Below are 21,956 nucleotides of genomic sequence, written 5' to 3'. Positions count from 1 at the left end.
GGTGAAGTTTACAATTCTATTATAATACTTCTATCCATATATTTCAAAAAAACAATCACATCCCCACTAATTTTTTACAAATAACGTTCAATATTTTGTCACTTTGTACTTTTTTCCACATCTGTTAATTCAATTTCATTGCAGGTGAAATTAGCATTGTGCCATAATAGCATAGGAGAGGTGAATATCGCTTGAAATATTTTATTTACTTTATCGTTATCGTGGCATTTTTAGATACATTTTCACAATTACCTATTATGAGTACTTTCGCTCAAAGCCTTGGAGGAACTCCTCTTATTATCGGGCTAGTTGTCGGTATGTACTCATTCGCTAATATGATCGGTAATATTATTGCTGGAGCCGCTGTCGATAAATTTGGTGCAAAAAAAATCCTTTATATAAGCATGGGAATTACGAGTTTCATAGTCTTGTTATACACCGTTGTTCAAAGTGGTGAACAACTATTAGTTGTGCGCTTTATGCATGGATTTAGTGATGGCTTTTTAATTCCTGCTGCCTTTACATTTTTATCAAAACAAACAAATGCAAAAAGACAAGGAAAAGCAATGGCTCTATCTGGTGCTGCTGTTGGAACAGCCGCAATCGTAGGACCTGCTTTCAGCGGTATTATGAAAGCAACAGCTGGCGTAGAGTGGGTCTTCATTACTATTTCTATTTTAATGGCTCTTGGTACGATCGTATCTCTATTCTTCTTACCAAATAACGTATCAAGAAAAGATACATCAAGAACGCAAATGATGAACAAAGAAGATATGGTTGAACTTTTAAAATCAGAACCGTTATTACAAGCATATATTGGTGCTTTCACATTAATGTTTTCACAAGGAATTGTCACTTATATGTTACCAGTAAAAGTTGAGGCATTAGCGCTTAAAGCATCTACAACAGGCATGATGTTAAGTGTATTTGGTATAACTGCTATCCTCTTCTTCTTGCTTCCAACAAATCGTATTTATGATCGATTTAATCGTTCGAAACTAATGCTAATCGGAATTGCAGTTATGGCATTCGCATTATCTTTACTCGGATTATTTGCTACAAAAGGTATGCTCTTTATCGTAATGATGATTTATGGAATTGGATTCGCAATCCTCTTTCCGTCTATTAACGCTTTACTCGTTGAAAATACTACAGACGATAATCGCGGAAAGGCATTCGGATTATTTTATGCCTTCTTCTCATTAGGAGTTGTTGCTGGCTCCTTTACAGTCGGCGCAATCGGAGCATCACCTAGCGTCAGCTTCATTATCGGGACAGCATTTTTATTAACATTTGCTGGGATGATTTATGTAAGAAGCAAAGTAAAAAAGACAATGATGGGATAATCCATCGTTGTCTTTTTTTAAATGCATATTTATATAATCCATAATACAATGGAAGCGTTGGAATAATGCCAATTAATTTAAATATAAAAGGTAATGGCTCATCTCGCTCTTCATATAAACGAAAAACAAAAACTGCAGTTAAAGTCCAACTGACGCTAAACAAGAAGATACATTTCCAAACAATCGAGGTTAATATTTGTATATCAAATACAAAACCAAAGAGCCCTATCGAATAGAACTCTTTTTGCCCAATATATTACTTTTGTGTATAACCAAATAACAATGTAAATAAATTGAGCCGTAAAGGCAATAATACATCTCTTCTTTTAAACAGAAAGTTTATAAATACTGACGATACTTCGACAATTTCCTCGGAAATATTTCCTTTCCCCACATAATTTGATACAGTACACATGAATAAACACTTGTATTACATAAAGTGAAACTTTAATCAGTGGGGGTTTTGTTCCTCCCCACTGATTATTAGTTGAACCAATCGGGCTTTTACGGGCAGTTGATCTCCCAACTAACTTCTTTACTTCCACTGAATTTTGCGGTGGGGATCTTACTGACCGTTAATGCGGGATAAACTAAAATAATAACTTACTGTACAAATTAAAAAGCACACTCTTCATATGAAGAATGTGCTTTTATGTTATTAACGTTTAATCCAAACAGCGCCTGCCGATTTATCTTCTGCCTGTCCAACAACTTGGAATTTAAGTCCAAGGTTTGGAACTTTTCTTCCTGCGTCTGCAATTTGCTTGTTACTATATACTTTTGAATCATCAAAAGTTGTAACACCTTGTAATCCAGAATAGTTAAACTGACCACGTGTTAATGAATTTACACTCCATGCTGGTGTTTTATCAAATGAAAATGCTGCATCTGCAATTTGCATGCCTGTATTACCGTATGCTGGTTTTCCGTTTAAATTACCAACTAGCGCTTCTGGATGAGAATCTACAACACCAAGGAATCCTTCACCTGGATGCACCCCAACCCAGTTATCTTTGAAACTATCATCTGCATACCAAACGACAAGACCTGTATTATACACTGGACCTTTTCCTGCTTTTAAACCATTATCTGATCCCGCATAATTTCTCCACTCTAAGTAGTAATAATGTGCTTTCTTCTCTGTCCCATCAGAAACAACAAAACCATTTAATTTCATTTTAGACTGTCCTTCTGCATCATCAGAAAATACAACTTGTCCATCAACAGTTACATTTACATTGTCCATCGCAAAACCTTTATATGTTACAGCCGGATCTGTAATATAGTCGAATTGTAGTTTCACTTTTTTGCCTTTAAATTGACTTAAATCATATGATTTATCAATCCATTTCCCATCTGTTGTATCTTTATCTCCTTGGACTACTTTTTCCCCAAGTCTATCAATTAATGTTTTCGTTCCATCTTCTGTTACTACATGTACTTCGACGAAATCGCACTCTGCTTCTAACTCATAATTTGCTTTATAATCGAATTTTGCATTTGTTCCCTTTGTTAAATCAAAGAATGGTGTCTCTAACGTTGTATGCATATCATCGCCTCTTGTACTATAATATGCATGCTTTCCAAACTCCGGTTTAATCGTTTCAACACTTTTACCTGGTAAGTTAACACGTACAACGCCTGGACGATTTGATTTCGTAACACTTTGATCAATATAGGTAGGAACTCCCACACCACTCTTAATTTTATCGTAATCTACTTCTAATATTTTTGCCCAGTTGCCACCCATATTCTTTTGTAAGAAGTCTTTATTTTGTGGTGAAAAACTAGTCGGCTCTGTTCCTGCGATTTTTCCTGTCCAACTACCTCCACTCATTAATGACCAAGCTTCGACTGGTGAACCATTTCCAGTATATTTCGTGTCATATTCATCTGGTAATCCAAGATCATGTCCAAATTCATGTGCAAACACACCTACAGCTCCATCTTCTGGTTCAATTGTGTAATCATGTGCTGCTACTTTACCACCAAAGTAATCTACCTTTGATTTCGTACCTTCAATCGCTACTGGATCTACTGCTAATTTTGAACGATGTGACCAGATCGCATCATCACCTAATTTACCGCCACCAGCTTCTTGACCAACACCAGCATGGATTACCATTAAATGATCAATTACACCGTCAGGTTCATTTTGATTCCCGTCCCCGTTTGTATCATATCTATCAAATTGATCAAACTGAGATAAATCTAGTCCTTTCTCAGCAGCTGCATGCAAAGCTTCTTTCACTAAATCACGTGCACCCTTTGGACCTTTATTATCGTGACCACTGCTACCATCAGCTCCATAATCAGATGCTTTTCCTGGAACAGTTAGCCACTCCGTTACATATCCATCTGTCGTATAACTACCACCAGACTGCTCTTCATAGTATTGTTTAAACGTTTTTACTTTTGAACCATCAAATAAAGTATACGGCTCATTACCGAACAACATCTTTTGATAATGTTCTCTACTAAAGTCTTTCGAATACATATAACCTGGTGTTTGATCAATATTATTATGTTTATAATCACTAAATTCAACGAGTAACACTAATACTTTATCCGATCGAACAGATCCCTTATATGGAGCTTGCTTTGCTTTTGAAGTTGGAACTTGCCCATTCAATTGCTTTTTATTTGGTTCTGGCTTTTGCTCAAGGCTAACATTTTTTTCAGCCTTTTTTACATTTTCCTTTTCTTCCATCTTTTTCTCTTTTACTTTTTTTGTGAAATCAGATGTTTCTTGTGAGTGAGCATCTGGAAGAATTTCTTTATTCGCCTGATCTCCTTGTTTCTTTTCAATATATTGCTCAACAGCTTTTTTCGTCTCTTCTTTAGAAGATGCTGGATTAATTGTTCCTCTTTCTTTCAGAGCTTCCGCTAAACGATCTTCTTGAATTAAATTGTAATCAATTGGTGTTGTAGATACACTATCTTTCTCTTTTGCTACCGTTTCTGCATATGCTAACGGAGCACTCATTACAGATGTACATCCGATAATTGCCGCAATTGCTAATGATGACAACACTTTAAATGGTGCTTTTCTTCTCATTCCATTTCTCCCCTTTATAAAACTTAAAATTCAGATAAATCGGTGCATTTTTGTCCAAATCTCTGTTTACTACCCTCCCTATATAAAAAGACATAATTCTATAAACATTAAGCTTTTTGTTATAGAATCATGCCCTCCAGTTTTCTGGTCAGACCCTCTATCTTTTTATCCCTTGGTTCAATTAATAATCAGTGGGGGGATGAACAAAGCCCCCACTGATTAAAGTTTCACTTTATGTCGAAATATTAAAAATAAAGAGTTATGTGATATATATTAAATATCTTATATAACAAATTTAAAAGACAATATGCAAAATTGCATGAAAATTCTTTTAAATAAAAAAGAATCCTAGTCAATTAAACTAGGATTCTTGCTTTTCTATTATTTCTCTTGTGTTTTTTCCCAATCAGCTAAGAATTTCTCAATTCCTTGATCTGTTAATGGGTGCTTCACTAATGAAGCAATTACGTTTGCTGGGATTGTTGCAATATGTGCACCGTTTAATGCTGCGTCAGTTACGTGAACGCTGTGACGTACAGATGCTGCGATGATTTCTGTTTCGATACCATGAATTGCAAAGATTTCTGCGATTTGACGAATTAAATCCATACCGTTATGACCGATATCATCTAAACGACCTAAGAATGGTGAAACGTACGTTGCACCAGCACGAGCAGCAAGTAATGCTTGAACTGCTGAGAATACTAATGTAACGTTTGTACGAATTCCTAAATCAGAGAACGCTTTTACTGCTTTTAAACCTTCTGTTGTCATTGGAACTTTTACAACAACGTTTGGAGCAATCTTCGCTAATTCTTTTCCTTCTTCAATCATTTTATCAGCTTCTAAGCTAATTACTTCTGCACTTACAGGTCCTTCTACAACGTTGCAAATTTCACGAATGCGCTCGTGGAAATCTACGCCTTCTTTTGCTACAAGTGATGGATTTGTCGTTACTCCAGCTAATACGCCTAATTCATTTGCCTCTTTAATTTCGTTAATGTTTGCTGTATCAATAAAGAATTTCATTTGTTGTTCTTCCTTCCTAATTTTCATTTTATATTTATTTATTTTTCTTAATAAGCTCTAATTCAATCGGAATAGATTTGTCCACTTTTTTACCTTGTGTTATCTCTTTTGCTGTTTGCATCGCCTTCTCTCCGATTAATTCTGGTTTTTGAGCGACTGTTGCAGCCATACGCCCATCGTTAACCGCTTTCACAGCATCTTCTGTTGCATCAAATCCAACAACTACTACATCTGTTTTTCCAGCAGACTTCAATGCTTCAAGTGCACCTAATGCCATCTCGTCGTTATGAGCAAACACGGCTTTAATATCGCTATTTGCTTGCAAAATGTTTTCCATAACAGATAATCCTTTCGCTCTATCAAAATCAGCCGCTTGTTTGGCAACTACTTTTAAAGACTTATCGGCTACGTTATGGAATCCTTTCCCACGTTCACGAGCAGCAGACGATCCAGGGATTCCTTCTAACTCAGCAACGTTTGCTCCTTCGCCGACTAATTCACGAATGTAATCACTAGCCATTTGACCACCTTCGATATTATTAGATGCAATGTGAGAAACAACCTTACCTGAATTCGCAACGCGGTCTACTGTAATAACAGGAACATTTGCTGCGTTTGCTGCACTTACTGCTGAAGCAACAGCATCTGAATCGGTCGGATTAATAACAACTACATCGACACCCTTTTGAATTAAATCTTCAACATCGTTCGTTTGCTTTGCTGCATCATTTTGCGCATCAACAGCAATCAATTCGATGCCACTATCTTTCGCTTTCTTTTCTGCCCCCTTTTTCAAAGTTACAAAGAAGGGATTATTTAAAGTTGAAACAGAGAATCCAACTTTAATAGTTTTATTTCGACCTTTATCGCTAGAATCCTTTGCCCATTCTGGCGGTTCCATTGAACAACCAGCAGTAATGACCATAATACATGCAACGAGTATAAGTAACCATTTCTTCATGAACTGTCCCTCCATTACGCTTCTTTTCTACGATCAATTAATACAGCTAATAAGATTACAAGTCCTTTTACAACTTGTTGGAAGAAAGAAGATACACCTAATAAATTTAAACCGTTATTTAGTACACCGATAATAAGTACACCGATGAATGTACCAACAATCCATCCTCTTCCCCCAGAAAGACTTGTTCCACCTAATACAACTGCTGCAATTGCATCTAATTCATAAGAAGTACCTGCAGTCGGCTGTGCAGAATCTAATCGTGATGTTAAGACAATACCTGCAAGCGCTGCCAAAATTCCGGAAAGACCGTAAATCATTACTTTAATTCTCGTAACATTAATACCTGATAGTGCTGCTGCTTCTTCATTTCCACCAATTGCAAATGTACGGCGACCAAATGTCGTTTTCTTCAAAATGAAGTACAGTACTGCGAAAGCGATCATCATTGTAACAGCTGGTACCGGAATACCAAGAAAATAACCGCGGCCAAACATTTGGAACATTAAATGATCACCAAGACCAGTGATCGGACGTCCGTCCATATAAACAAGCGTCAACCCACGAAAAATAGTCATTGTTGCTAAAGTTGCAATAAATGGAGCTACTTTTCCTTTCGCAATGATGATACCGTTTACAATTCCCATTACAAGACCTGCTAATAGTCCAACTGCCATTGCAAGGAACGGATCCATGCCACTTGCCATCATTCCAGCAACAAGTGCACTTGATAATGCTAAAATAGAACCTACCGATAAGTCAATACCCCCTGTTAAAATTACGAAGGTCATTCCAAATGCAATAAGCGCATTAATCGATACTTGACGCAGTATATTAAATAAATTTGGAATTTCAATGAACGCTGGATTTAAAGCTGTAATTACGACGATAATTAATACTAAACCGATTAAAGAACCGAGTTGTTGTAATACATTCCCCTTCTTAGCCATCCTTACTCTCCCCCTGTAGCTAGTGCCATAATAGACTCTTGTGATGCCTCATCTTTCCCTAAAATTCCGCCGACTTTTCCTTCATGAATAACAAGAACTCGATCACTCATCCCTAAAACTTCCGGAAGCTCAGATGATACCATAATAACGGCATCGCCTTGCTCTGTAAGCTTATTCATAATAGAGTAAATTTCTTTTTTCGCTCCAACATCAACACCTCTTGTTGGCTCATCTAAAATGAGTAATTGCGGATGAATGCCTAGCCATTTTGCGATTACAATCTTTTGCTGATTTCCACCAGAAAGAGATTTCACTGCCTGCTCTCCGCTAGATGCTTTCACATTAAGAAGCTTCATCATATCCTCTGTAAACTGTTGTTCTAGCTCATTGCTTAGAACACTTCCCTTTGAAAGATTTTCTAAATTCGGTAAAGCTAAATTTTCTCGAATTGAAAAATCTAACACTAATCCTTCAGACTTTCTATCTTCTGTAATGAAAGCAATTCTTTGTCTAATTGCATCTATTGGACTATCAATCTTTACTTCTTGTCCATTTATAAAAATTTGTCCAGAGTCTAAAGGTTCATAACCAAATATCGCTTTCATAATATCAGTGCGACCAGCCCCCATCAAACCAGCTACACCAAGGATTTCACCTTTCCTCACTTGAAACGAAACATTTTCAAATTTCCCTTTCTTCGTTCCATTACGCATTTCAAAAATGACATCACCAATTTGACTATTTCGCTCTGGGTAACGTTCACCAATGCTGCGCCCCACCATCATACTCACTACTTCATCAAATGATGTTTCTGGAATTAATCTCTTTCCCACGTATTCTCCATCACGCAAAATCGTAATAGCATCACATATTGAGAAAATCTCTTCCATACGATGCGAAATGTACACGAATGAAACACCTTCTTTACGTAACTTATTGATTACTGTAAAGAGCGTTTCGATTTCACGATCCGTCAGTGCCGCAGTAGGTTCATCCATAATAATAACGCTCGCGTTTGTCATTAATGCTTTCGCAATTTCGATAATTTGCTGTTGTCCAACCGATAATTCCTCTGCTAACATAGCGCCTCTTACATGCAGCCCTAGCTCTGCTAGTTGCTGCTGCGCAATCGCGTTCATTTGTCGAGTGCGTAAAATACCTGTTTTCCCATACATTAACTCTTTACCGAGAAACATATTTTCAGCTACTGTTAAATTCGGCAATATGTTTAGTTCTTGATGTATAAATGCGATGCCGTACTCTTCAGCTTCTTTCGCATTTTTAAAGGTGCGCTCTTGCCCATCAATCTTGATTGTCCCACCATCTTTTTTGTATACACCTGTTAAAATCTTCATGAGCGTTGATTTACCCGCTCCATTTTCCCCCATCAATGCATGGACTTCTCCTGTTTCAATCATAAACTGTGCATTCTTCAAAACAGGATTGCCATTGAACGCCTTTGAAATGTTTTTCATTTCAATATGCATTCCCATCACTTCCCTTTATTAAAAAATCACGCCTGCATGTAAAATTACATTTGCATAAGGCGTAGCCTCGCCTGTACGAATAATTGCCTTCGCTTTCTTTGTATGCTCTTTAAATTGTTCATGAGATACATACTCAAATGCTGGCTCTATTAATTTCTGTTCGATCTCTTTATTTACTTCCGCATTATTTATAATGACTTCTTCTGCTAACGTCACTTTTTCGATTGCCATATCATCAGCTACAACTTGTAACACCTCTAAAAAACTCGGTTTTCCAATCTCAACAGCTAAATCAATTCGTTTTACTCCGTCAGGAATTGGTAAACCGCAATCAGCAATTACAACCGTATCTGTATGCCCAAGTGAAGCAAGGACTGCCGCGATTTCACTGTTTAATACACCATGCTTTTTCATCCAACAATCACCTGCACTTCACGTACTCGATCTCTCGTTGGCATACCGCCCTGTGCCCCAAGTTTCGTTACAGAAAGACCACCGGCAATATTCGCGAAACGAATTGCTTTTTGAAGTGTCTCTCCTTCAGAAAGTGCAACTGCTAACGCACCATTAAATGTATCACCAGCTCCAGTTGTATCCACTACATCAACAGCAATGCTAGGAACATGTACAATCTCTGTTCCATTATGGAAACGAACACCGTTAGAACCTTCTGTCATCAATAATTTATTTGGATACTTCGCCAATAAATCTTCAATTGGTGATGTAAAATCATCTAATACGATGCGGCACTCATGTTCATTTGGCGTAATATAAGTTGCTTTTTCTAAAATTTCTTCTGATAAAACTTGTGCTGGCGCTGGATTCAACATAACAGGAATATTATGTTCTTCACAAATAGCCAATACATATTTTACTGTTTCAAGTGGAATTTCTAGTTGAAGAACAACCATATCCGCTTTTACAAGAAGGTCTTTGGAGCGATCTACAACTGACTTATTTACAAGAGCATTTGCCCCTTGTACGACAACAATACTGTTATCTTCTTCTGCTAAAACGATATGAGCAATTCCTGTCGTTCTATCTGTAACCGGTACCACATAATCGATAAAAATGCGTTCGTTCTCTAAATTTTTTCTAACTACTATTCCATAATCATCATTTCCTACCGCTCCAACCATTGCTACATTTGCTCCTAACCTAGCTGCAGCAACTGCTTGGTTTGCCCCTTTCCCTCCTGGGATTGTATGAAACGCTTCACCAATTACTGTTTCTCCTGCTTTCGGCCGTTTTTTTGAAACAGCCACTAAGTCCATTGAAATGCTTCCTACTACTGCAATATTTGGCATCTGTTTCATCTCCTTACTTCGTTGTATTTCGTTCTATAATTTCAATTGGCAAACGATAGTGTTTCTCTTCTAATGTATTTCCTTCCATTTGCTCTAACAACAACTCTGTTGCAATTTTCCCCATTTCATATATCGGTTGTGCAACTGTTGTAATAGATGGATACATCATTTCCGTTAAAGAAATGCCATCAAATCCGATAATTTGTAAATCATCTGGAATGGCAATCCCCTTTTGAAGTGCAGCCTTTACAATACCAATCGCAATTAAATCATTCCCAGCAACAATACCATCAATATGCGGGTATTCTTCTAATAATTCCATCGCTACACGCTCACTATTTGCTGGCTCAAACGTACTCTCCGCAATCATATACGAAAGATTATTTTGCGTAATAACGTCTACAAAACCTTCAAAACGTTCATTTGCAGTACTCACATCACGTGGTCCGCGAATATGTGCAATATGTTTACATCCTTTATCTAGTAACAACTTTGTCGCAGCCTGACTTCCTGCATAGTTATCTGCATATACAGTAGGAATACGCTCATTAAACATACGGTCAATCGCAACAACCGGAACAGATAAATTCATGTAATTAACACTATTTTGTGGATTCGTTGCTACAATAAATCCATCTACATTATTTTGTCTAAGTACATCAATGTATTGTTTCTCTTTTTCTAAACTTTCATCAGAGTTACAAAGAACAACTGTGTAACCTTGTTTATGTGCTACATCTTCTACGGCACGTGCAACTTCTGGAAAGAACGGATTCACGATATTTGGAACAACTAAGCCAATTAAACGAGACTTTTTATTATACAGTGAACGCGCTACTGTACTAGGCTTATAATCTAACATCTCTATTGCACGCTCTACCTTTTTTAATGTATCTTCATGAACATATCCATTTTTATTTAGAACTCTGGAAACGGTCGCAACAGATACTCCCGCTAATTTCGCAACGTCTTTAATCGTACTCATTCTCTTTTCTCCTCATTTCATGTAACCGTTTACAGAAAATAATATAACGTATTTCTAAAAATACGTCAATCATTTCTCACTAAAAAGCTTTTAAGGTTATACTCAAAAAAGCACCGCCATAAGGCGATGCTTCTTCATTACGAGTATGATACAGTTTTTTCTTTTTCTTCAACAGCAGGCTCTTCAGCATCTTTTTTACGATCTGATAGTTTAATTTTTTGTAAGAAAATCGTAAAGATGGCACCTACTACGATAAATACTAATCCTGTTAAGAATACAGTATGAAGCGAGTCTACTAAAGAGTTTTTCAAAATAGGTACAATGCTGTTAGCAAACGCTTCTGGCATTTGTTTTAATGCCTCTGGGCTAAATAGCATTGAATATAAACCTTGTGGATCTGTGTGAATCATATCTTTAAATTTCGTTACCATTTGTCCCGCTTCTTTCGGGAATGTATCTAATACAGGTACTAAATTTTTTGTTAATGTCGTACCTGAAGTGTTATTCATAATTGATCCTAAAATTGTAATACCAAATGTACCACCGATTTGTCGGAAGAATTGACTTGATGACGTTACGACACCAAGGTCTTTTTTCGGGAAGCTTTCTTGTAACGCTAATGTTAATGTCGGCATTACAAGACCCATTCCTAAACCGATAACCATCATATAAGAAGTAGCTGTAAGCTTCGTTGTGTGCATATCCATCGTTGTTAATAACCAAAAACCACCGGCCATAATAAGCATACCTGCGATAATTTGTGGTTTTACACCAACTTTTAATACAAGTTGCCCACCGATAATACTCATTACAATCATTGTAATCATCATTGGAGTCATAATTGTTCCTGATTCAGCAGCACTTACTCCTACAATACCTTGCATGAAGAATGGTACGAACATAATCGCGCCGAACATTCCAATACTCATAAAGAATCCAATCGCATTCAGTATTGTAAATGTGCGATTTTTAAAGAAATGCATTGGTAAAATCGGCTCTTCAGCTTTCGTTTCAACAATAACAAAGCTAACGATACCAATTACAGCTAGTGCGAATAAACCGATAATTTGCCAAGAATCCCATGCATAATCTTTTCCGCCAAACGTTAGCGCAAGTAATAAACTTACAACACCTAGAATCATCGTAAAGATTCCAGCGATATCAATTTTAATTGGTCCTGTTTGTTTATGTGATTTTAATCCCATTGCAATAAAGATTGTTGCTAAAATACCAACCGGTAAGTTAATGTAGAATACCCATCTCCAGTTCACTGCATCTACAATCCAACCACCAACTTGTGGTCCAATTACAGAAGCAAGGCCGTATAACGCCCCAAAAATACCTTGCCATTTCGCACGTTCTTTTCCCGTGAACATATCTCCAATAATAATCATAGCCATTGGCATCATAATACCGCCACCAAGACCTTGAATACCACGGAAAATAATTAATTCTGTCATACCATTCGCCATACCACATAACGCCGAACCAATCATGAAAATAACTAGCCCTGTTATATATACGTTACGACGACCAAGTAAATCAGCTAATTTACCTGCAATTGGTACAACTGTCGTTGATGTTAACATATAAGCTGTCGTTAACCATGTCATTAAACTTAATCCGCCTAGGTCACCGACGATACGTGGCATTGCTGTACCAACAATTGTTCCATCTAATGCAGCAAATAGCATCGCGATTACTAAACCGATTAACAACAACTTTCTATTTTGATTTTCTTGTTGCTCCATGTAATCTCCTCAATTCCTCTTAGTTATTCTCTTTTTTCTCTTGTGTCCCGCAAATAATGGTTTCTAACTTCTCAAAGAGACGTAATAAATCTTCTCTTTCTTGCAACTCTAAATGTGAAAAGTATTTTGCAATATGCTCGTTGCGAGCTGTCATTGCCTCTTCTACTCTAGCTTTCCCCTTTTTCGTTAACTCGATGATGACAACACGACGGTCATCTTTGTCGTGATAGCGTTCTACAAGTTCTTGATCGATTAGACGATCAATCATCACTGTAATCGCGCTAGGCTTCACATACATCTTTTTTGCTAATGTTGTCGCTCTTGAAGCCCCATAATGATCTAAAATCTTTAAAATATAAAACTGCGGTGGTGTAAGTCCTGTTGCTTGCATTTGTTCTAATAACTCCGTCTGCATTTTCTTTCCAATCGAAAAGGCAAGAGCTTGAATTTTATCGATATGCGTCATATCATTTGGCATGTTATCCACCTCTTATTTAAACAATAAAATATTTAACGTATTTAAATATTAATCCCGCGAACAAAATCCGTCAATACTTTTATTCATAAAAACGTTTACATTTTTGTCACAAAGTTGTATAATTTTCGACGAAGTTAATATTGACAGTCACGGAGAAACGGAGTACACGGCTATGAATCATAAAAAAGGAAACTTTTTTATATTTCATGGCCTTTTTATATTCTCTGTCTTAAAACGCTTCGAATTAATTAGGGGAGGATTTTCATTTTATGTTTTTCACACAATTATTTAAACCTGCGCCCCACGCGGAACGCTTACCAGCTGATCGCGTTGATAGCGAATACCGTAAATTACGTTTACAAGTATTCTTAGGTATCTTCATCGGTTATGCAGGCTACTACTTTGTTCGAAAAAACTTTTCACTAGCAATGCCATACTTAATCGAGCAAGGCTTTAGTAAAGGGGAACTTGGGGTTATCCTTTCAGCAGTTTCTATCGCTTACGGATTAAGTAAATTTCTTATGGGTATCGTATCCGATCGTTGTAATCCTCGCTACTTTTTAGCAGCTGGGCTATTTTTATCAGGTATCATTAATATTATTTTCGGCTCATTTTCTTTCATTACAACGAGCATTATACTTATGTTTGTACTTCAGTTTTTAAATGGATGGGTACAAGGTATGGGATGGCCTCCTTGTGGTCGTACGATGGTTCACTGGTTCTCTATTAGCGAACGTGGTACAAAAATGTCTATTTGGAACGTCGCTCATAATGTTGGCGGAGCGCTTATGCCTTCCCTTGTAACATTAGGCTTATACTTCTTCGCAGATGACTGGAAAAGTATTTTTTACTTCCCAGGTATTCTTTCAATTTTAGTTGGTATTTATGTATTAATTACGATGAAAGATACACCTCAATCTTGTGGACTACCTTCTATTGAAGAACATACTGGGGAATATCCACCAGATGAAAAAGTAAAAGATCGCGAACGCGAACTTTCAGTAAAGGAAATTTTATTTAAATACGTATTAAACAATAAGTTTTTATGGTACATCGCTATTGCGAACGTTTTCGTATATTTCGTACGTTACGGCGTTGTAGACTGGGCTCCTACTTATTTAGTAGAAGAAAAAAGCTTTACTCATAGTAGCTCACGTACTGCTTACGCTCTATATGAATGGGCTGGTATTCCAGGTACACTTCTTTGCGGATGGATGAGTGATAAACTATTTAAAGGACGTCGTGCACCTGCTGGTATTCTATTTATGGTTGGTGTATTTATCGCAGTTCTTGTTTACTGGTTAAACCCTCCTGGTAATCCAATGGTTGATAGTATCGCACTTGTCGCAATTGGATTTTTAATTTACGGACCGGTTATGTTAATTGGTCTACACGCTCTAGATTTAGCACCAAAGAAAGCTGCTGGAACTGCAGCAGGCTTAACTGGATTCTTCGGTTACTTAGGCGGAGCAGCTTTCGCTAGTGCAGCTATGGGCTTTATCGTAGATGCATTCGGATGGGATGGCGGATTCATCTTATTACTTGCATCTTGCGTACTTGCAATGTTCTTCCTTGCTCTTACTTTAAATACAGGGTCAGTAAAATCAAAACAAGCTTAAATAATATATAACAAGCATAAAAATAGCTCTTAGCATTTACATACATGCTAAGAGCTATTTTTTATTTTCATTGCTGTTCCTACTAATGATAACAACCCATTCCTTCCCTACTATAAGATTAAAAGATTTGATGAAACACCTTTATTAAAACGGCTAACGTAACAGATGCAGCAAATCCCCCTAAACAAATAAGACTGACACCTTGGCTATATGACAAATTTTGAAATGATTTCATTACTTCCATCCTCCCTATCTCCCCTTTGATACTTTTATTTTACCAATGGGAAAAATTTCATAACATCGATTTCTCTAACAACTAACTTACAAATTTGTAAGTTAACATCTTTTCAACTTATATATCTAGTATTTCCACAAATAAGAGTCATTTATACATAAAAAAAGACCTCAGTTATACTAAGGTCTTCGTTACATTCTATTTCATTTTACAATCATCACTGGACATTTCACACGCTTTGCTATTTTATGACTTACACTTCCCAGCACCATTTCTTGCAGTGTATTGAGCCCTCTACTTCCAGCAATGACAAGATCTATATCTCCTGTATTCACATATTGAACAATTGTATCTCCAGGATCACCATGTAATATCGTAATTGTATAAGAAATGTTCTCTTTCTTTAATAAACCTTCAATCTCTTTTAATTTATCTTTTCGACTAGCTGATATTGTTTCTAAATCTGTTTGACCTTGTATAATATCTGATTTTGCCGTTCTATTATCTACTACGTACACAACTTCAACATTTGTTTCTGCGCTACATTTTGCAATATATGTTGCATGTTCCGCTGCTCGAAGTGCATGTTCAGAACCGTCACATGCTAATATAATTTGTTTGTACATATGCTGAATCCCCTTTTCGTTATCCTACTCGTATTATATAATAAAGCCCCCTAAAAAGGAGGCTTTTAACTAGCAATTCTTTTATTATAAGTAGCTAAATTTGCAACAAGTTTTGAGCTACGTTCATTTAATCCTGTTATACTTACTTTCACGCCACTTTGTTCATATTTCATAATAACTTTATCAATTGATGCCACTGCCGAATCATCCCATACGTGCGCATGAGTAAAGTTCATTTCGATTTCTTTTATATCTTCATCCAATGAAAAAGCATTTATAAAATCTGCTGTAGATGCAAAGAAGAGTTGACCGTGAATTTCGTATATTTTCTTATTTTCAATATATAAATGTTTCACGTGAATCTTTGCCATATTGAATGCAAATAACACCGCACTAATTACTGTTCCGATAATTACACCTAATGCTAAATTATGTGTAATTAGGACAATCACAACTGTTACGATCATAACAAATGAGTTTCCTTTTGGTACTTTATGAATTGTTGTTACAGAGTTCCAATCAAACGTTCCGATTGAAACCATAATCATAACTGCAACTAAAGCTGCCATCGGAATATGAACGACATAATCTCCTAAAACGAATAGTAATACGATTAAAAATCCGCCCGCTACAAATGTTGATAGGCGACCTCGTCCACCTGATTTAATATTAATAACAGATTGACCGATCATTGCACAACCTGCCATTCCTCCGAAGAAACCAGCAACAATGTTTGCGATCCCTTGTCCGCGTGCCTCTTTATGCTTATTACTTTCCGTATGCGTCATATCATCTAAAACTGAAGCTGTTAATAATGATTCTAGTAAACCGATAATTGCAAGCATAACTGCATAAGGTAAAATAATCCCTAATGTCTCAAGTGTAAAAGGCACGTCAGGAATACTAAAGAACGGTAATTCTTTCGGCAGGCTTCCCATATCTCCTACTGTTTTCAACTGTAATCCGCTCATAAGTGCAATACTCGTCACAATAATAATTGAAATAAGCGTAGAAGGTACAGCCGTTGTAATACGTGGAAATAAATATATAATTGCAAGTCCTAATACAACGAGTGCATACATTTGCCAAGTTGCATTTTTAAAATGTGGCAATTGCGCTGTAAAAACTAAAATTCCAAGTGAATTTAAAAAACCACTCATAACAGATTTCGGAACAAACTTCATAAATGAGCTCAGTTTGAACACGCCAAAAATAATCTGGACAATACCTGTTAATATTGTTGTAGCAAATAAATATTGCAAACCATGATCTTTAACAAGCGTTACCATTAATAATGCCATTGCACCTGTTGCAGCTGAAATCATTCCAGTTCTTCCGCCAACAAATGAAATGGTAACTGCAATACAAAAGGCTGCGTATAGTCCAACTGTCGGATCCACGCCTGCAATAACAGAGAAGGCTATCGCTTCAGGGATTAACGCTAAAGCAACGACAATTCCTGATAACACGTCCCCTTTCACATTAGAAAACCAGTCATTTTTTATCGTTTGAAACAAAATATCACTCCTCTACTCCTTTATAATTTGATTTTCTCCATAAGAAAATCTAGCCGACTGCACGAAAGCTATTATATAACGAGTAGAAGATTTTTTGCTATGTAAAAGTTTCCTAAAGAAAAAGACACTACCTTAGTAGCATCTTTTCTCATTTCATTAATGTCCACCGTGTCCTTGACCACTTTCCTGAACAATTTCTAACCTCTCATCTAGTATTCCTTGTGTTTCAAATGAAATATCACTCGTACTTCCTAATAAGAAACCGTGATTATATGGTCCAAGTGTTGGATCATCTTTAAACTTCGGCTGAATGCTTGCAAGGAAGTCATACACTGGTTGTGAAGCTTTACCTTCTTCTAATAATACAACAGGTGCGTGTTTACCCATATGTGAAAAAGGTGCCCCAGCAACTGCTAAATCTGGTGTTTTGCTTGAAACAAATGATAAACCGTGACCAGGTTTTGTGAATCCCCAGCCAAATTTTGTTTTTTCATCTTTAAACTTAGCGAACGCAATCGAGTTTTCTGTAGGGGTCTCTCCACTAATACGCGTTACTTTCCCGTATTTGCTTAGCTCTTTTTCTACTTCTTTTGAAACAATTTTTTCTGGCCCTAATACATATATATTTGCTTTATCTTTTCTCATTTTTAATGCCTCTATTGTCGCTTCTGGCACCTTATCTTTTTCTGTATATAAAAGCGGTTCTGGCATATGAGAAATCCAGTTTACAGCTGGTGTTGTATATAAACGTCCTTCTTCTTCAGACGAACCAATAATAACACTATTTGGGTAGCTTCCTGTTATATCGGCATACTCCTTATCAACATCCTTCGCAAATATAGCTGGATCTGTTTCTTTTATTTGTTTTACTTTATAACCTTTTAATTGCTCAAGCGCGCTAGTACCTACATCCCCCATCACCATAATTTGTGTTCCATCTTTCGTTCCGATTGGATTTAATCGTTTTATTTCTTTTAACGTCATTTCCGGTATCTTTTCTTTTTCTATAAATAAAATCGGCCCGTTATTCGGATGATGAATAAGGTCTGCACTCGCAATACCTAATTGCCACTCGCTTGCTGGTACTAAAATAACAGCACCTGGCTGGTTCTCCTTATGAGTTGCTGGCCATATCGTTTGTGAAGTTAATACTGCCATTTGCAAAGGGTCGTTTGTGTTTAATCTCGTTACATTTTTTAAACTTGTCGTTAATAAATCATTAGATGCACCTTGGTTCATTTCTTTTGGCGCCGTTACCTCCTGATTCATTTTCATTTCCTTTTGCTCTGTTTTCTTCTCTTTTGTAGATTCATGGTTTTTATGGTCTGTATTCGTTTGTCCGCATGCAGCAAGACCAACTGCTGTAATTATTGTTATCCCAAAAATTCGGGTCATTTTTTTCACTATACCGCCTCCGTATTAATCATTTTTGAGCCAATATGATTACCTAAAATGTAATTTCAACTCCACAATAACAAGCAATTCTGAAGAAATTATGCAGACACATCATAATCTGCACCATTTCTTCATGATTTTGCATTACACTTTAAGTAACGATTATAAATATGGAGGGCTCTCTATGATTGATATACTGCTCGTAGACGATGAACCGAGAATGCTTGAATTATTAACGCTTTATCTTACACCAATTGGATATAACTGCGTATGTGCGACTTCAGGAGAAGAAGCTATTTTACATATAGAAAATCGAAACTTTAAATTTGTTTTACTCGATATTATGATGCCAAAGATGGACGGATGGGAAACGTGCAAAAAAATCCGATCTTTTAGTAACATTCCTATTATTATGGTTACAGCTCGTGATCAAACAGTAGATGTCGTTCAAGGATTAAAAATTGGAGCCGATGATTACGTAACGAAACCTTTCCATGAAGAAGAACTTTTCGCAAGAATTGAAGCCGTTTTAAGACGTACAAATGAACATAAACAAATCCAATATCACGGTATTGTATGGGATGAAACAAAACACTTCGTTTCTGTCCATAATGAAGAACTCCTTCTCACACCAATTGAATTTTCTTTACTCGGATTATTTTTACGCCATGTGAACTACGTATTAAACCGTGATCAGCTCATCGAACGAATTTGGGGGTTAAACACAAATACAGAAGATCGCACAGTCGATTCACATATTCGTAATTTACGTGATAAATTGCGAAAAGCAAATTTCCCTATTGATCATCATTTAAAAACCGTGTATGGAGTAGGTTATCGATGGATTAATACTGAACAGTAAGGGGCAAAACGATGAAACGAATTTCAATTCAATTGGGATTTTATTTTTTAATTGTTACACTTTTAATTGAAAGTGTTCTCTTTATTTTGCTCTATTATAGTCTTGTAAACACTAGAGTAAATGAAGAAATGACAGCTTTATTAAAGCGAGGAAATAGTCATCGAGATGTACTTGAAAAATATTACGATGAGCAAACCATCTCTCACGTAGCATTAATGGAATCTGAAGCTGAAACAACTGTCGTTATTACAAATGCAAATAAAGAAATACTAGCTAAATCTAACGAAATAAACACGACTATAAACGATCATATTAGTAAAATGCAAACTCGAACAGACCATAATGGAGCGATTATAGAAAATCATTGGAAAACATCTAATTATATATGTACAGTTAGCCCCATTGTAGTAGATGGAAAACATGAAGGCTATGTGTACATGTTTCTTGGAACAGAATCAATTGAAAAGTTAGTTAATGGATTAACGAAACAATTCATTATTGCTGGTGCCATCACGTTTCTACTCACAGTCATCACAATTTTCCTATTATCTCGATTATTAACAAAACCATTGTTACACATGAAACATGCCACTGAAAAAATGAGTAAAGGTGATTTATCTGTTTCATTAACAACTACTCGAAATGATGAAATTGGTGAACTAGCATCATCTATTCAGACGCTCGCAAATGATCTACATTATATGAAAACAGAGCGAAGTGAATTTCTAGCAAGTGTTGCTCACGAATTACGAACACCGTTAACATACGTAAGAGGTTATGCTGACATTGCTTTAAAAGAAAGCACCCCTTCTGAACAACGTTTGCGATATTTATCAATTATAAAAGATGAGTCTGATTACATTACAAACTTAGTTCAAGATTTATTTTCACTTGCACAAATGGAACAACATAACTTTTCTATTCAAGTAAAGGAAGTGCATTTACACACCTTCCTTACGCGTATATGTGAAAAAGTAAACGCCATGTATAAAGAAAGGTACATTAAAGTTTCTTTCTCTTGTCCTCCTACACTGCTAGTAAACTTAGATGAACAACGATTCGAACAAGTTGTTGTGAATATTTTAAATAACGCTTATAGACATTCAAAAGAGCATTCTCATATAAACATTTCTGTTACAGAAGAACATAAACATATTTCCATTGCAATTGAAGATGAAGGCGAAGGTATTCCGCTTGAAGACCTCCCTCACATTTTCGAACGCTTTTATCGAGTTGATAAAGCAAGATCACGAGCTACAGGTGGAACTGGTTTAGGACTATCTATCGTGAAAGAAATTGTAGAGCTACACGGCGGGACGATTACTGTCACGAGTGAAGTTGATCATGGATCTTGTTTTATCATTTCATTACCATCTGTAAAGAAACACGACTACCATCAGTAGTCGTGTTTCTTTATCCCGCATTAACGGGCAGTAAGACCCCCTACATCAAAATTCAGCGGAAGCAAAGAAGTTAGGTGGGGGATCAACTGCCCGTAAAAGCCCGATTGGTTCAACTAATAATCAGTGGGAGATGAACAAAACCCCCACTGATTAAAGTTTCACTTTATCATTTTACTTTATAATATAAATTTACAAATTGCCCAAAACGTTTCGTATCCGTTAAAGTTAAATTAATTTCTGGATTCTTTTCTTTAAATAATGGGACACCTGAGCCTAATATATGCGGTGTAATCGTAACAATATATTCATCAATTAGATTATTTTTAAAGAATTCTCTCAGTAGCTCTCCTCCACCAACCATCCATATTTTAGACCCTTCTTGTGCTTTTAACCTTTTTGTAAACTCCACTACATCTTCATTTACAAATTCCACGTTTCCGTCTGAACCTTTTTCTGAACGAGAAAAAACATAACATGCTTTATCTAAGTACGGGAATGTTTCCGTATGCTCTACTACATAATCGTACGTTTTCTTTCCCATAATTATTGTATCAATCGTTTCGTACATTTCTGTATAACCATTATCTCCCTCTCCTTCCGTTTCCATTAACCACTCTAAATCATCATTTTCTTTCGCAATATATCCATCTAAACTCGCCGCTATAAATAAAACTATTTCACGTGACATATCTTTTCCTCCTTGTATCTCATCTTGATAACATATGATGTAAACAATATACTAACAATAAAACATGACAATTTATGTCACGTTAAAAAGAAAAGGTGATACATTTGTCAAAAGCTAAACGCTTATTAGATATTCTTATATTTGCTTCTGCGAAAAAAACATTTACAGCTCAAGAAATAGCTGATGAATTTAATATTTCCGTTCGTACGGTTCATAGATACATTTTAGATTTAAGTGATATGGGGTTGCCCATTTACGC

The 21,956-nt window shown here is 36.3% G+C and carries 20 protein-coding genes and 1 pseudogene; 5 read left to right on the top strand and 16 right to left on the bottom strand.

The window, feature by feature from the left end; genetic code table 11:
* Positions 1–191: 191 nt before the first annotated feature.
* A complete protein-coding gene (locus MR107_RS10655) occupies positions 192–1,346 on the top strand; it encodes an MFS transporter (protein WP_000873272.1) in 1,155 nt (384 codons plus the stop codon).
* Between the two features lie 19 nt (positions 1,347–1,365).
* Here MR107_RS10655 and MR107_RS10650 read toward each other — a convergent pair.
* From MR107_RS10650 to MR107_RS10600, 11 genes and pseudogenes are all read right to left on the bottom strand, one after another.
* Positions 1,366–1,575, bottom strand: a pseudogene (locus MR107_RS10650) (hypothetical protein); the annotation flags it as partial.
* A 429-nt stretch (positions 1,576–2,004) separates the two neighbouring features.
* On the bottom strand, positions 2,005–4,404 hold the full coding sequence (inhA2, locus tag MR107_RS10645; RefSeq protein WP_048656082.1) for a M6 family metalloprotease immune inhibitor InhA2: 2,400 nt from the start codon (positions 4,402–4,404) through the stop codon (positions 2,005–2,007).
* Positions 4,405–4,785: 381 nt separating this feature from the next.
* Positions 4,786–5,433, bottom strand: coding sequence for a fructose-6-phosphate aldolase (gene fsa / locus MR107_RS10640; RefSeq protein WP_000667670.1), 648 nt, complete (start codon positions 5,431–5,433; stop codon positions 4,786–4,788).
* 34 nt (positions 5,434–5,467) lie between these two features.
* Positions 5,468–6,394 (bottom strand): ribose ABC transporter substrate-binding protein RbsB, encoded by a 927-nt coding sequence (gene rbsB, locus MR107_RS10635; RefSeq protein ID WP_000758976.1) that lies wholly within the window; start codon positions 6,392–6,394, stop codon positions 5,468–5,470.
* Between the two features lie 14 nt (positions 6,395–6,408).
* Positions 6,409–7,344, bottom strand: coding sequence for an ABC transporter permease subunit (locus tag MR107_RS10630; RefSeq protein ID WP_001074641.1), 936 nt, complete (start codon positions 7,342–7,344; stop codon positions 6,409–6,411).
* 2 nt (positions 7,345–7,346) lie between these two features.
* Positions 7,347–8,831 (bottom strand): ribose ABC transporter ATP-binding protein RbsA, encoded by a 1,485-nt coding sequence (gene rbsA / locus MR107_RS10625; protein WP_000546778.1) that lies wholly within the window; start codon positions 8,829–8,831, stop codon positions 7,347–7,349.
* A gap of 18 nt (positions 8,832–8,849) precedes the next feature.
* Entirely contained in the window at positions 8,850–9,245 is a 396-nt protein-coding gene (gene rbsD / locus MR107_RS10620; protein WP_000716151.1) for a D-ribose pyranase, read from the bottom strand.
* Positions 9,242–10,138: a ribokinase gene (rbsK, locus tag MR107_RS10615; protein WP_048656080.1), complete on the bottom strand. Its 897-nt coding sequence runs from the start codon at positions 10,136–10,138 to the stop codon at positions 9,242–9,244. The genes rbsD and rbsK overlap by 4 nt, the downstream gene beginning before the upstream one ends.
* Before the next feature lie 13 nt (positions 10,139–10,151).
* Complete coding sequence (gene rbsR / locus MR107_RS10610) at positions 10,152–11,123, bottom strand: ribose operon transcriptional repressor RbsR (RefSeq protein ID WP_000104051.1); 972 nt, start codon at positions 11,121–11,123, stop codon at positions 10,152–10,154.
* A gap of 137 nt (positions 11,124–11,260) precedes the next feature.
* Positions 11,261–12,874 (bottom strand): MDR family MFS transporter, encoded by a 1,614-nt coding sequence (locus MR107_RS10605; protein ID WP_048656079.1) that lies wholly within the window; start codon positions 12,872–12,874, stop codon positions 11,261–11,263.
* Positions 12,875–12,893: 19 nt separating this feature from the next.
* Entirely contained in the window at positions 12,894–13,352 is a 459-nt protein-coding gene (locus MR107_RS10600; RefSeq protein WP_001132365.1) for a MarR family winged helix-turn-helix transcriptional regulator, read from the bottom strand.
* Between the two features lie 269 nt (positions 13,353–13,621).
* On the opposite strand from MR107_RS10600, the gene glpT reads away from it, so the two are divergent.
* Complete coding sequence (gene glpT, locus MR107_RS10595) at positions 13,622–14,971, top strand: glycerol-3-phosphate transporter (RefSeq protein WP_000466385.1); 1,350 nt, start codon at positions 13,622–13,624, stop codon at positions 14,969–14,971.
* Between the two features lie 118 nt (positions 14,972–15,089).
* Here glpT and MR107_RS10590 read toward each other — a convergent pair whose 3' ends face one another.
* From MR107_RS10590 to MR107_RS10575, 4 genes are all read right to left on the bottom strand, one after another.
* The gene (locus MR107_RS10590; RefSeq protein WP_000834733.1) at positions 15,090–15,206 is read right to left on the bottom strand and encodes a DUF4027 family protein; all 117 of its coding nucleotides are present in this window, start codon (positions 15,204–15,206) and stop codon (positions 15,090–15,092) included.
* A gap of 203 nt (positions 15,207–15,409) precedes the next feature.
* Positions 15,410–15,832 (bottom strand): universal stress protein, encoded by a 423-nt coding sequence (locus tag MR107_RS10585; protein ID WP_071739117.1) that lies wholly within the window; start codon positions 15,830–15,832, stop codon positions 15,410–15,412.
* Positions 15,833–15,897: 65 nt separating this feature from the next.
* Positions 15,898–17,349, bottom strand: coding sequence for a SulP family inorganic anion transporter (locus MR107_RS10580; protein ID WP_078403903.1), 1,452 nt, complete (start codon positions 17,347–17,349; stop codon positions 15,898–15,900).
* A 156-nt stretch (positions 17,350–17,505) separates the two neighbouring features.
* The gene (locus MR107_RS10575) at positions 17,506–18,753 is read right to left on the bottom strand and encodes a cell wall-binding repeat-containing protein (protein WP_000738875.1); all 1,248 of its coding nucleotides are present in this window, start codon (positions 18,751–18,753) and stop codon (positions 17,506–17,508) included.
* A gap of 175 nt (positions 18,754–18,928) precedes the next feature.
* Between MR107_RS10575 and MR107_RS10570 the strand changes: the two genes are divergently transcribed.
* Together MR107_RS10570 and MR107_RS10565 are read left to right on the top strand one after the other, a co-directional pair.
* Complete coding sequence (locus MR107_RS10570) at positions 18,929–19,606, top strand: response regulator transcription factor (RefSeq protein ID WP_000565476.1); 678 nt, start codon at positions 18,929–18,931, stop codon at positions 19,604–19,606.
* An 11-nt stretch (positions 19,607–19,617) separates the two neighbouring features.
* The gene (locus MR107_RS10565) at positions 19,618–21,009 is read left to right on the top strand and encodes a sensor histidine kinase (RefSeq protein WP_242292353.1); all 1,392 of its coding nucleotides are present in this window, start codon (positions 19,618–19,620) and stop codon (positions 21,007–21,009) included.
* 166 nt (positions 21,010–21,175) lie between these two features.
* Here MR107_RS10565 and MR107_RS10560 read toward each other — a convergent pair whose 3' ends face one another.
* Positions 21,176–21,697, bottom strand: a complete 522-nt coding sequence (locus MR107_RS10560; RefSeq protein ID WP_000085779.1) for a dihydrofolate reductase family protein — start codon at positions 21,695–21,697, stop codon at positions 21,176–21,178.
* A 95-nt stretch (positions 21,698–21,792) separates the two neighbouring features.
* Here MR107_RS10560 and MR107_RS10555 point away from each other — a divergent pair.
* On the top strand, positions 21,793–21,956 hold a 164-nt coding region (locus tag MR107_RS10555), incomplete at its 3' end, for an HTH domain-containing protein (protein WP_242292363.1).

It is taken from the genome of Bacillus cereus group sp. BfR-BA-01441, assembly GCF_022663075.1.
GTDB classification, from domain to species: domain Bacteria; phylum Bacillota; class Bacilli; order Bacillales; family Bacillaceae_G; genus Bacillus_A; species Bacillus_A cereus.
The sequence above is the reverse complement of the archived record's forward strand: the minus strand, read 5'-3'. Positions and strand labels throughout refer to the sequence as shown.

Excerpts from the sequence above, each read along its gene's own strand:
- rbsD (WP_000716151.1), bottom strand. The coding sequence starts at position 9,245 with ATGAAAAAGCATGGTGTATTAAACAGTGAAATCGCGGCAGTCCTTGCT.
- MR107_RS10630 (WP_001074641.1), bottom strand. The coding sequence starts at position 7,344 with ATGGCTAAGAAGGGGAATGTATTACAACAACTCGGTTCTTTAATCGGT.
- MR107_RS10570 (WP_000565476.1), top strand. The coding sequence starts at position 18,929 with ATGATTGATATACTGCTCGTAGACGATGAACCGAGAATGCTTGAATTA.
- MR107_RS10605 (WP_048656079.1), bottom strand. The coding sequence starts at position 12,874 with ATGGAGCAACAAGAAAATCAAAATAGAAAGTTGTTGTTAATCGGTTTA.
- glpT (WP_000466385.1), top strand. The coding sequence starts at position 13,622 with ATGTTTTTCACACAATTATTTAAACCTGCGCCCCACGCGGAACGCTTA.
- MR107_RS10590 (WP_000834733.1), bottom strand. The coding sequence starts at position 15,206 with ATGAAATCATTTCAAAATTTGTCATATAGCCAAGGTGTCAGTCTTATT.
- inhA2 (WP_048656082.1), bottom strand. The coding sequence starts at position 4,404 with ATGAGAAGAAAAGCACCATTTAAAGTGTTGTCATCATTAGCAATTGCG.
- MR107_RS10585 (WP_071739117.1), bottom strand. The coding sequence starts at position 15,832 with ATGTACAAACAAATTATATTAGCATGTGACGGTTCTGAACATGCACTT.
- MR107_RS10560 (WP_000085779.1), bottom strand. The coding sequence starts at position 21,697 with ATGTCACGTGAAATAGTTTTATTTATAGCGGCGAGTTTAGATGGATAT.
- MR107_RS10565 (WP_242292353.1), top strand. The coding sequence starts at position 19,618 with ATGAAACGAATTTCAATTCAATTGGGATTTTATTTTTTAATTGTTACA.
- MR107_RS10600 (WP_001132365.1), bottom strand. The coding sequence starts at position 13,352 with ATGCCAAATGATATGACGCATATCGATAAAATTCAAGCTCTTGCCTTT.
- rbsB (WP_000758976.1), bottom strand. The coding sequence starts at position 6,394 with ATGAAGAAATGGTTACTTATACTCGTTGCATGTATTATGGTCATTACT.
- fsa (WP_000667670.1), bottom strand. The coding sequence starts at position 5,433 with ATGAAATTCTTTATTGATACAGCAAACATTAACGAAATTAAAGAGGCA.
- rbsA (WP_000546778.1), bottom strand. The coding sequence starts at position 8,831 with ATGCATATTGAAATGAAAAACATTTCAAAGGCGTTCAATGGCAATCCT.
- rbsR (WP_000104051.1), bottom strand. The coding sequence starts at position 11,123 with ATGAGTACGATTAAAGACGTTGCGAAATTAGCGGGAGTATCTGTTGCG.
- rbsK (WP_048656080.1), bottom strand. The coding sequence starts at position 10,138 with ATGCCAAATATTGCAGTAGTAGGAAGCATTTCAATGGACTTAGTGGCT.